The sequence below is a fragment of the Prosthecobacter sp. genome (assembly GCF_044373815.1).
GTDB lineage: Bacteria > Verrucomicrobiota > Verrucomicrobiia > Verrucomicrobiales > Verrucomicrobiaceae > Prosthecobacter.
The window spans coordinates 1-10,454 of record NZ_JBIPNG010000218.1 but is presented as its reverse complement, the minus strand read 5'-3'; the positions used below and the strand labels follow the sequence as shown (position 1 = coordinate 10,454).

The following is a 10,454-nucleotide window of genomic DNA, read 5'->3' as shown; positions in this document are numbered from 1 at the left end:
AACGAAACACAGGAAAAATAATCGCCAGTCCAACTGTCACCGAGAATTTTCTCTTCCTGAAGCAGCAACAAGGACATTCTCATACCCGCTGAAGGCTCCTCAATATCAGCCACTTCTTCCAGAGCATCGACAAGATCGCTTTCAAAAGAGCGTGACTCCGCGAGTTCTCTCCACCCCTTGGCATCGACACATCGTCCGTTCATGAGGGCCGACTCGACAGGGTTTTCCCTTTGCTGTCCTTGGACGCGAGACCAGGGAGACACCAGGCAGAAAACAAGGATCATCACAACAATGGGCCTGTGGGGAAGCCTGCAAATCATAATGAAGTGATGATCATGGTTGTTGAGCCCAAGGCCATTTTTCCTTTTAGAATATGATGTCAGGATCAATGCGGCGAGCCAAAACCGCGAATCGCATGGACTGCAACTCACAAACCATCACCACTGCAGGGTGGACACATCCACCCGCGTCTCGTTGCGGCTTTCCTTGACGATGTGCCCGTCGGAGAGGTGCAGGACGCGGTCGGCCATGGCGGACATGGCGGCGTTGTGCGTGATGACGACGGTCAGGGTGCCGAGCTCCCGATTGATGCGCTCGATGGCTTCCAGCACGGTGATGCCGGTGGTCACATCGAGGGCACCAGTGGGTTCGTCACACAGCAACACCTCGGGTTTCTTCGCGATGGCACGGGCGATGGCCACGCGCTGCTGCTCGCCGCCGCTGAGCTGGGACGGGAAATGATCCAGGCGATGGCTCAGGCCCACGCGGTCCAGCGCATCCTCCGGCTTCATCGGGTCCGGGGCGATGTCGGTGATGAGGGCCACGTTTTCGCGGGCGGTGAGGCTGGGGATGAGGTTGTAGAATTGAAACACGAAGCCCACGCAGTTGCGGCGAAACTGCGTCAATGTGCGCTCGCCGCCGCCGGAGAGGTCCCAGCCTTTGTAGCGCAGGGAGCCGGAGGTGGGGATGTCCAGGCCGCCGAGAATGTTCAGCAGGGTGGACTTGCCGCTGCCGGACGCGCCCAGCAGCACCACCAGCTCACCCGGGTGGAAATCGAGATCGACCCCCTGGAGCGCCACCACATTGAGATCTCCGGTTTGATACACTTTGCGCAGCCCACGGGCCGCAAAGATCGGCTGAACGCCCTCAATATACGGCTGGCCGGGGTTCTTGGTGCTGGGCTGCGGGGGAAGTGGCATTCCCCTACCTTGCATGGCGAAAGGGATTGTGCCAACACGATGATCGGTGGTTGCGTCCGGCTCTCATCGCGCAAGATTGGACGATGCCCATTTTGGTCAGCGACGACACTCCCGACATTCATACGTCAAGAGTCCAACTCCCCTCACGTGAACGCAGTTGCGGGCGCACTCTGGTCATTGGTGACATCCACGGCTGCTCGACCGCGCTCGACCTCATGCTGCAGGAGCTGGCCCCGCAGAGCGACGATGTAATCGTCACCCTGGGCGATTACGTGGACCGCGGCCCGGACAGCCGCGGCGTGCTAGACCGTCTGCTGGAACTGGAAAAAAGCGTCCAGCTCGTCCCACTGCTCGGCAATCATGAAATCCTCATGCTCGACGCCCGCAGCCAGCTCATTGATCCCGGTTCATGGTATGGCGTCGGCGGCAGGCAGACCATGCAGTCCTACGGTATCATGGACGCCCCAGACTGGAACGCCATCCCGCAGGAGCACTGGGACTTCCTGAGCCAGCGCCTGCGCCGCTGGCATACGAATGACACGCATATCTTTGCCCATGCGAATGTAAACGCCATGCTGCCCATGCCTGATCAGAGCGACGACTGGCTGTTCTGGCGGCGCTTTGATGATTCCCACCCGCATTTCTCGGGCAAGACGCTGGTCTGCGGACACACCGCCCAGAAGAGTGGACTGCCTCAAATTCTCCCCGGACGCATCTGCCTCGACACCTGGGCCTATGGGGAGGGCTGGCTCACTTCGCTGGATACCGGCACGCAAACCCTCCTGCAGACCAATCAGCGTGGCGAGACACGTCGTTACAGCTTCGACGAGGTGCGCATGCTCACCGAAAAAGCGTGACCTCTCCCGCCATGACTCGCGCGCGCTGGATCCTTTCTGCTGCCACTCTCTTCGCGCTCTGGCTTGTCGGTGCGCTGGTGTGCCTGCCGAACCTGCAGCGGGATCTGGAAACGGCAGCCCAGGAGGTGCTCTCGCAGCAGCCCGCCCTGCGCAAACGCCTTGGCGGCCTGCACCTGGAATTCGACGGCCAAAAGGCGCGCCTCACCGGCAGCGTGCGCACGCAGGAGGACCGCAGCCTGATCGAAACCACCGTGCGTGATCAGGTGCGCCTGCCTGCACCGCTTTCCTTAGGCCTCGGACGTTCCCTCAATCCGGTCGGTGGTCTGCAGAACGAGGTTGAAATCATCCCCAGCCCTCCCGGCTGGATTTTGCTGGCTGCCGACGGAGCGCACGCGCGTCTGCTGGGCACCACCGCCAACGCCTATGAAGCACGCGACCTCGCGCGCAGTGTGCAGGAAGCCTGGAGCCTCCGGGGCGGCGTGAGCGAAGGCATGCCGGGCACCGACGCGGAGAACCACGACGAAGCCGCCAGCGTCTCCACCACCCTGCGCACGGTTCCTGCACCACAGTCCAGTGCGCAGGCTTATCTGGCCCGCATCGGCCAGTCATGGAAGGAGCTGACCCTGGGCAAATCTGACGCCGAACTGCTCACTGAAGCGCTCGCGCTGGGAGTCAGCGAGGACGAATGGCAGAAGCAGGTGCGCCCGGCATTGAAAGAGCTGCGCGCCACCCAACAGCAGCAGCACCTCGACCAGGCGAAAAGCGAGCGCCTGGCCAGACTGCCGCCGGGTTACCTCTTCATCGCGGTGCGTGATCAGCAGATCATCCTCCGGGGCGAAGTCGGCAGCGCCGCCGTGAAGGAGGAGATTCTCGAAGATGCCCTGGCCAACTTCGCACCTCGCCGCCTGCATGATGAAATCCGCGTCAGTACGGAGCGCCGCCCCAGCGGTGATTTTGGCCCCATCACCACCGCCCTGCTGCCGCAGGAGGGCAAGGCGGGTGGCAAATCCTGTTTTCTCAGCTTCAGCGGTGAAGCCTGGAAGCCCGTGGACTGGCAGGTCGCCCCCCGCGAGCAGTCGTGGAAGAACGATCTGCCGCGCGGGCTTGAAGCCAGGCTGCTGCAAAGCGACAGCGCAGCCCTCAGCAACTGGCTGCAAGGAGACGGCTCCCATTCACCGGCTCCCTCCCAGCCCAGAGACCCGGCATTCATCGCCATCACACTCTTTGGCACAAAGGCCTTCGTCTCGGGACAGGTCGCCGAAGAAGCGGTGCGCGCCCAGCTCATCGCCGCGGTACGGATGGCCTATGGCGCGCAGTACATCGTCTTCAGTGACGGGGTGCATGTGAGCGGCGACAGCGAGCCCTCCGGCAGCATTCTGCACACCCTCAAAAGCCTGCCTCCGCCACCCGCCGCCGGCAGCGCCGGGATGTTTGCCCTCGCCAAACCAGGCAGCACCTGGACGCTTATTCCAGTGACACGTGAACTCGTCGAAGCGGGCGGGCTGGCCCAATCCGGCCGCATTCCTGCCGGTATTCCCGCCGCTGTTGTTGAAGATCTCGCTGCCGAGGCGATCGAGCAGCTTCGCATGCACCTGACGCCCCCTGCCCTCCACTGATGTCCTCCCTCCTCTGGCTGCTGCTCTACCTCGCACCGCTGCTCGGCCTCACCGCCGCTCTGTTTGCGTGGTTCGGCTGGCAGTGGCGTGGCAGTGACATGCAGAAGCGCATTGATGAGCTGGCCGCACAGATCGACACGGCGCAAGCAGCCCTGCGCCAGGCTGAAACCGACCGCGCCACCGCCCTTGCCGCCAACGCACCCCCCGCCCCGCAAGACCCGGCGGTTGCAGCGGAGCTCCAGTCTCTGCGCGGCGATTTGAAATCCGCCCAAAGCGAAGCACGCCTGCATCAGGATCAGGCCACCAAGGCCAACGAAGCCGCACAGGCGCTCGAAACGGAAATGGCCCGGCTTCTGGCAGATCTTGAGCACCTGCGTGCGGCACACACTTCCGCGCAAGTGGAACTCGAAAACCTGCGCAGCCCTGCTCCTGCCCCTGCTCCTGCTCCTGCTCCTGCTCCTGCTGCAGTCGAGACGGCAGAAGCCCCGGCCAAGCCCAAGCGCAAACGCAGCACTCCGGCCAAACCCAAGGCCGCCACCTCCACGCTGCGCGAAAAAGTCACCGTGCTCGAAGGCCAGCTCAGCACGCATCAGACCGGCCTCGCCACGCTGACGCAGGAGCGCGACGACTGGCAGCGCCGCATCACCAAACTCGAAGGACAAACACCTGCCGATCCCGCTGGTCTGGGGCTCGCCCGCCGCAGTTTGGCCGACAGTGAGAAGCGTCTGGCCATCGCGACGGCAGAGATCGAAAGGCTACGACTTCAAACACAGGTGCTTCGCCGTGTGGAGGAGGGGGAATCCGCACTCTTGACCGTGCCGGATGACGATCTCACGCAGATCAAGGGCATCAAAAAGATCATCAGCGAGCAGCTTCGCGCCCACGGCATCCGCACCTGGCGGCAGATCGCGCAGTGGAATGAGGACGAGCAGCGCGCCTTCAGCGAACTCCTGGCCTTTAAAAACCGCGCCACCCGTGAGCAATGGCAGCAGCAGGCCCGCGCGCTGCATGAAGCCGCCCACGGCCCGCTGTCCTGATTTTTCCGCACCGCATGTTCACCATCTCGCGCATCTGCTCATTGCTCCTGCTATTGGCTCTCGACTCCTGCGTCACTCCTGACACGCCAGCCCTGCGTCAGGAAAGAGCCCGGCAGCTCAGCAACGATCTCCAGCAGTTGTCCCCGACGGTGAGCGCGCGCGAGGCCGACCGGCTGGCCACCACGGCGATCGAAGAATCCGCCAAACTCTCCGAGGACTTCAAACCCTTAGCCCTGCCATGGATGAACAACGGCCTCGTCAACACCGGCCTGCGCAAGCGCGGCCTCTGCTACCAGTGGCGGGATGATTTGTTCCCATTCCTGTTTCGCCTCAATCTCAAGACGCTGGAGCTGCACCTCACCTCCTCAAAACGCGACACCTGGCTGGAACACCATGGCATCATCGTCACCGCGAAGGGCCAGCGTTTTGAAGACGGCCTCGTGATCGATCCCTGGCGCAATGGCGGCCGCCTTTGGTGGGGCCTGCGGAAGAATGACAAAGGTCACCCGTGGGTGCCGCTGCCACGCGAGCTCACCCCCATGGTATTGCGCCCGCTGCTGATGCCCGATCTTTATCCCACACGCTAGTTTGGAAAGTGCTCATGAGCTTTAGCTCATTCAAGGTGGCCTGCGGGCGCTTTCCAGAACGGGCTGAAGTTCGTGCCACCTTTCACACCCGTCCTTTTAAAGTGACAATGGTGTGGGCACGCGACACAAAATTCCAGTTCACCACATTCCACCACGCCTCGATGTATTTTCTGCGGTCGTTCCGATACTTCAAATAGTAGGAGTGCTCCCAGAGATCAAGGCACAGAATGAACCTGCCCTGCTCCTCCGGCTTCACAAAATCGGTCATGAGCGGATTGTCCTCATTCTTCATGGTGGTGATGACCAGCCTGCCATCCGGGCGGTACACCAGGAAAGCCCACCCGGAGCCGAAGTGCTTCATGGCGGCTTCGGTGAAGGCGGTCTTGAATTCATTGAAGCCGCCAAATTCGCTGACAATGGCTGCAGCCACCTTGCCCTCCGGTCCGGCGGGCCCTGAGCCTGCCGGTGCCAGGAAGCGCCAGAAGGCGGTATGATTGATGTGCGCCCCGCCATACTGACGGAGATCCCGCTGGCTTTCAGCAGAAAGAGTTAGAGGCGGGCCACCCATCCGCACCACCGTTTTGCGTGGGTTGATCGGCAGCACCAACCGGGGGATGTTGGGCATCAGGACTGATAAGTTGCCCACCTTCAGATTGAGCGGCTGCAGTGTCTCGGTCAGCTTTTCGAGAATGTCACCGTGATGCCTGTTGTAGTGCAGCTTCAAGGTCGCCGCATCGAGGTGCGGCTCCAGAGCGTCAAAATCAAACGCCAGCGGCTCCTGATGCAGCGGTATTCCCAGCGGGGCGATCACCTGCTCCTCAGCGGCTAAAAAAGTCCCGGTCACGGCGGCAAAGCCGGTCGAAACAAAGGCGCGGCGGGTGACTGCTGAATTTCTCATTCGATATTTTCGAGATTACTTGATTCTCAACCCTTTGAGCAAGCAAGAACCTCGCCTAACACTGCAATGAGTTTAAGGTTTGTTCTTCTTTATTGTCGGTGGTGCCGCCACTTGGATGTCGGCGGCTTTCATCACCAGCTTTTGAAACTCATCCTTAGGTTTGCCACTTTCTGGCACCAGCACGTTCTGCACCAGATACACGGTGACGATCTTGCTCTGCGGATCGATGCAGCCATTCGTGGCAAAGGCGCCGCCGTGACCAAAGCTGCCCACGGGCATCTGCGAATTCACGCGCTGCGTGGCCGTGTTCACCTGCCAGCCGCAGGCGTAGTTGAGCTGTTTGCCACCGGCGCTCACCGGGGTGGTCATGTCCTTCACGGATTTCTCACTGACGATGCGCACTCCGTCGAGCTCGCCGCCGTTGGCGATCATCGCGTAAAAGCGCCCCAGGTCCGCAGCGGTGGAAAAGAGGCCGCCTGCTGGCTCCGTCATGTGCAGCACGCTGGCGTCGCTGGTGACGAAGGGATTGTAGCCGGGCACGAGCTCATGACTTTCGTCATCCATCTTGTAGGTGCGGGCGGTGCGTGCGCGGTGGGCGTCATCGGGATTGAACATCGTGTCCTTCATGCCCAGTGGCGCGAAAATCTTGGCCTGCAAAAACGCGTCGTACTTCATGCCCGAGACGAGCTCGATGATCCGCCCTGACACGGTGGGTCCGAAGCCGTACTCGTAGGCACTGCCCGGTTGAAAGGCGAGCGGGGTCTTGAGCAAAGAGGCCACGTAGGCCTTCAATGAGATGGCTCCGTCCGATGGCGCACGACGTGGAAAGGCGATGCCTGCGGTGTGACTGAGCAGCATGCGCAGCGTGATGGGTTTTTCCGGCGCGCTGCCATCGGCCAGCTTCACTTTGGCGAGTTCTGGCAGCCACTTGGAGGCGGGCTCATCGAGCGAGAGCTTGCCTTCATCCACCAGCACAATCACGGCGGTGGCGTTGATGGATTTCGTCATCGAGGCGATCCAGAACAGTGCGTCTTTTTCCATCGCACGGCCTTTGCCGATGTCGGCCATGCCTGCGGCATCGAAGTGAACGACCTTCCCCTTTTCCATCACCAAGGTGACGATGCCAGCGGCCTGTTTGGCTTTGACTGCGGCCTCCATGGCAGGATGGATGGCGGCCAGCTTCGCTTCATCGAGCGCGGGCAGCAGCGCGGGAAACAGAAGGAGGGCGGAAAAGACGGAACATGCGATGCGGTTCATCGCAAATCAACGCATCGGCGGCGCTGGATCTAGCGGCGTCTGCGCGCACCCAGCAGAAACAATCCACCACACAATACCAGCACAGCTCCGGCGGGCTCGGGCACGACGGTGAAGTTGTTGGCCAGCACGTAATTCGCCACGTTCGATCCGAGGATCTGCCCGTCGGCGATGGAAGTCTGAAACTGCGTGCCGCCATAGACACCCGCCATCGCCGCCTCGTTCGCGGCCTGGCTGAAGCTGGTGAAGTTGCGCGTCAGATCGATGTTCCCGTCTCCATTGATGTCGCTGCCCAGACTGAAGGAGACATTGTCGCCGAGGTAGGAGGCCAGCACGACGGCGGCGGCTTCACTGATCGTGGCACCCAGCGAGACGTATTCCGGCAGCGAGGGGGAATTGATCAAGGGTGCCCAAAACGAATCCACCACGGTGCTGGCGTTGCCGTCGATGTCACCGTTGGCAATGGCCGTTTCGGGACGCCAGAACTGCGTGTCGTAGCTCGTGGCCATGGCGGCGGTGCTCGCATCGGCGATGGCCACATTCAGGGTGGCCAGCAGGCGTGCTGTATCGGCGGTGCTCAGGCCTGCCGTGACGGCGGCGGTTTGGGCGATTTGATTCCACATGCCCGACATCTTCACCGTGCCGTCTCCGGCCGCCCAAAAGTAGGCCTGATTGGTCTGATCCGAGGTGCGCGTGGCGCTGAAGTTTGACCCCAGATCCTTCACCTGGGCGTAATCCGCCGCATACTGGCTGGACTGCAAATACGAGGTGACGGAGCCGCCCGGCAGCGTGGTCAGGTAGGAGCCCACTCCCGGGATGGCAAAGGTGCCCACACTGCCCCAGCCCGGCAGCAAAGCGCCGGCGGCGGAAGTCTGCTGCCAGTAGCCGATGGTGCCCACGGGGGAGTAAGTGGTGGTGGCGGCATCGGCCGAGCCATCGCCCGAACGCGCGCTCAGAAAATTGTTGGCGATGGTGACGCCCCACGCGATGCCGTCGGTCTTCGCCTGGCTGTTGGCAATGCCGCTGAGCTGGCTGTTGTAGAGGGAGGTAGCCTCCGAGCTCGATCCCGAATAGAGATACTGCATCACAGTGTTGGCCGCCGCGATCATCGCCGCCTGGGAGTCCGCGCCTGCAGGCCCGGCACCGGGGGCGGGGTAAGAGCCGTAGCCGTAGGTGTTGTAGGTGCCTGCAATGCTCTGATCCGCATTGTACATGGACGCCGCCAGGATGGCCAGATCATGCGCCACCAGCGGGTCCGCATTGGCCGTCATGGACGTCAGCGCCAGCGCATTCCAGTCCGAGACGATGTCCGCACGCACCGCCGTGGCTGCGGTCAGCAGCAGGGCGGCACTCGCGAAAAGGCCGGAAAAATGGGGGTGAAAGCGCAACATCGACTGATAAAACATCTAAGTTTACAATAATTACCATAGTAAACAACGAGTTTCTGTCCTTTTCCTAGCCCCCTCTTTACCTCCCTCTGCAGTGGCCCCCGCCTCCCTTCCCCCATCATCTTTTTGCGTCTTTTTGCGCCCCTTTGCGGCGAACCTCTTCCCATCAACTCCCCGCCCACTTCCCCTTGACCTTCGCCCTACTGGCCGCACCATAACCGCGTCACGACAGGGGCGTCCCATTGCAGGGACTGAGATGGATCTTCCTGGATCCGAACCCTCCGAACCTGATGCGGGTCATGCCGCCGAAGGGAGTTCGCTCGGAGGTTCATCTCAGTTCCGGCTATTCAGCCGCCCCACCTAAGAACAAAGAACCAAGAATTTCCCCTCCCCCATGATCGCCGCCCAAGAATCTTTCGAGCCCCACTCCTCCGAGCAACTCCCCGCCTCCGCCCGCGTGTATGTGCAGGGCCAGATCCACCCGGAGGTGCAGGTGCCCATGCGCGAGATCACCCTCTCCCCCACCAAGGATTTCAATGGCCGCATCATCCAGAATGAACCCGTGCGCGTCTATGACACCTCAGGCCCCTGGGGCGACCCGGATTACAAGGGCACCGTGGAAGAAGGCCTGCCCGGCCTGCGCAAGGCCTGGATCCTCGCCCGCAATGACGTGGAAGCCTACGAAGGCCGCGCCATCGAGCCCCGTGACAACGGCTACCTCACCGCCAACCACGCCGAATACGCCGCCGCCAAGCGCGAAGGCATCCTCAGCCCCCTGAAGGCCCCCATCAATGCGCAGCGCCAGCCCCTGAAGGCGAAGCCCGGCAAGGTGGTCACGCAGCTCGCCTACGCCCGCGCCGGCATCATCACCCCGGAGATGGAGTTCATCGCCATCCGCGAGAACATGAAGCGCGCCAAGATCGCGGACTTCACCACCGACATCGTCCGCAACGACCTCGACAAGCAGCACGTGGGCTCCTCCCAGGTGCAGAGCGAGTACACCCCCGGCATCTTCAAACGCTTCCCGCAGCGCATCCCGAATGAGATCACGCCCGAGTTTGTGCGCAGCGAAGTGGCCGCCGGACGCGCCATCATTCCCTCCAACATCAACCACCCCGAGCTGGAGCCGATGATCATCGGACGCAATTTCCTGGTAAAGATCAATGCCAACATCGGCAACAGCGCTGTGGCCTCCAGCATTGAGGAAGAGGTGGAGAAAATGCGCTGGGCCACCAAGTGGGGCGGCGACACCGTCATGGACCTTTCCACCGGCAAGAACATCCACGCCACGCGCGAGTGGATCCTGCGCAACAGCCCCGTGCCCATCGGCACCGTGCCCATCTATCAGGCCCTGGAAAAAGTGAACGGCAAGGCCGAGGACCTCACCTGGGAGCTCTTCCGCGACACGCTCATCGAGCAGGCGGAGCAGGGCGTCGATTACTTCACCATCCACGCCGGCGTGCTGCTGCGCTTTGTGCCCATGACGGCCTCCCGCATGACCGGCATCGTCTCCCGTGGCGGCAGCATCATGGCCAAGTGGTGCCTGGCCCACCACAAGGAAAACTTCCTCTACACCCACTGGGACGACATCTGCGACATCATGGCCGCCTACGACGTC

At 61.9% G+C, this 10,454-nt stretch carries 10 protein-coding genes and 1 riboswitch; of the genes, 5 read left to right on the top strand and 5 right to left on the bottom strand.

The genetic code is table 11. The annotated features are described in order from the left end of the window. Both ACIREA_RS17625 and ACIREA_RS17620 read right to left on the bottom strand, forming a co-directional pair. Positions 1-284, bottom strand: a 284-nt coding sequence (locus ACIREA_RS17625; protein WP_397383632.1) for a hypothetical protein, incomplete at its 3' end; no start/stop codon positions are given. Positions 285-437: 153 nt separating this feature from the next. Further along, positions 438-1,199 (bottom strand): ABC transporter ATP-binding protein, encoded by a 762-nt coding sequence (locus ACIREA_RS17620; protein ID WP_397383631.1) that lies wholly within the window; start codon positions 1,197-1,199, stop codon positions 438-440. Between the two features lie 83 nt (positions 1,200-1,282). Here ACIREA_RS17620 and ACIREA_RS17615 point away from each other — a divergent pair, with 83 nt between their 5' ends. From ACIREA_RS17615 to ACIREA_RS17600, 4 genes are read left to right on the top strand one after another with little or no spacing between them, the layout of a single operon-like run. Then, positions 1,283-2,056: a metallophosphoesterase family protein gene (locus ACIREA_RS17615; protein WP_397383629.1), complete on the top strand. Its 774-nt coding sequence runs from the start codon at positions 1,283-1,285 to the stop codon at positions 2,054-2,056. A gap of 11 nt (positions 2,057-2,067) precedes the next feature. Further along, positions 2,068-3,672 carry a hypothetical protein gene (locus ACIREA_RS17610; protein ID WP_397383628.1) on the top strand — a complete coding sequence of 535 codons (1,605 nt, stop codon included), beginning with the start codon at positions 2,068-2,070 and terminating at the stop codon, positions 3,670-3,672. Then, positions 3,672-4,709: a hypothetical protein gene (locus ACIREA_RS17605; protein WP_397383627.1), complete on the top strand. Its 1,038-nt coding sequence runs from the start codon at positions 3,672-3,674 to the stop codon at positions 4,707-4,709. Before ACIREA_RS17610 ends, ACIREA_RS17605 begins: the two co-directional genes overlap by 1 nt. A gap of 14 nt (positions 4,710-4,723) precedes the next feature. Then, positions 4,724-5,296, top strand: a complete 573-nt coding sequence (locus ACIREA_RS17600) for a hypothetical protein (RefSeq protein WP_397383626.1) — start codon at positions 4,724-4,726, stop codon at positions 5,294-5,296. An 82-nt stretch (positions 5,297-5,378) separates the two neighbouring features. Here ACIREA_RS17600 and ACIREA_RS17595 read toward each other — a convergent pair whose 3' ends face one another. The 3 genes from ACIREA_RS17595 to ACIREA_RS17585 form a co-directional block, all read right to left on the bottom strand. After that, positions 5,379-6,194, bottom strand: a complete 816-nt coding sequence (locus ACIREA_RS17595) for a superoxide dismutase (RefSeq protein WP_397383625.1) — start codon at positions 6,192-6,194, stop codon at positions 5,379-5,381. A gap of 72 nt (positions 6,195-6,266) precedes the next feature. Then, positions 6,267-7,451, bottom strand: coding sequence for a serine hydrolase domain-containing protein (locus tag ACIREA_RS17590; protein WP_397383624.1), 1,185 nt, complete (start codon positions 7,449-7,451; stop codon positions 6,267-6,269). Between the two features lie 29 nt (positions 7,452-7,480). After that, positions 7,481-8,839, bottom strand: a complete 1,359-nt coding sequence (locus tag ACIREA_RS17585; RefSeq protein WP_397383623.1) for a vanadium-dependent haloperoxidase — start codon at positions 8,837-8,839, stop codon at positions 7,481-7,483. A gap of 217 nt (positions 8,840-9,056) precedes the next feature. Further along, a riboswitch (TPP riboswitch) is annotated at positions 9,057-9,168 on the top strand. 62 nt (positions 9,169-9,230) lie between these two features. On the opposite strand from ACIREA_RS17585, the gene ACIREA_RS17580 reads away from it, so the two are divergent. Beyond that, positions 9,231-10,454: phosphomethylpyrimidine synthase ThiC (locus tag ACIREA_RS17580; RefSeq protein WP_397383622.1), on the top strand; the 1,224-nt coding region annotated here is incomplete at its 3' end.

Coding starts and splice junctions, on each gene's coding strand:
- ACIREA_RS17610 (WP_397383628.1), top strand. CDS start 2,068: ATGACTCGCGCGCGCTGGATCCTTTCTGCTGCCACTCTCTTCGCGCTC.
- ACIREA_RS17620 (WP_397383631.1), bottom strand. CDS start 1,199: ATGCCACTTCCCCCGCAGCCCAGCACCAAGAACCCCGGCCAGCCGTAT.
- ACIREA_RS17590 (WP_397383624.1), bottom strand. CDS start 7,451: ATGAACCGCATCGCATGTTCCGTCTTTTCCGCCCTCCTTCTGTTTCCC.
- ACIREA_RS17595 (WP_397383625.1), bottom strand. CDS start 6,194: ATGAGAAATTCAGCAGTCACCCGCCGCGCCTTTGTTTCGACCGGCTTT.
- ACIREA_RS17615 (WP_397383629.1), top strand. CDS start 1,283: ATGCCCATTTTGGTCAGCGACGACACTCCCGACATTCATACGTCAAGA.
- ACIREA_RS17605 (WP_397383627.1), top strand. CDS start 3,672: ATGTCCTCCCTCCTCTGGCTGCTGCTCTACCTCGCACCGCTGCTCGGC.
- ACIREA_RS17600 (WP_397383626.1), top strand. CDS start 4,724: ATGTTCACCATCTCGCGCATCTGCTCATTGCTCCTGCTATTGGCTCTC.
- ACIREA_RS17585 (WP_397383623.1), bottom strand. CDS start 8,839: ATGTTGCGCTTTCACCCCCATTTTTCCGGCCTTTTCGCGAGTGCCGCC.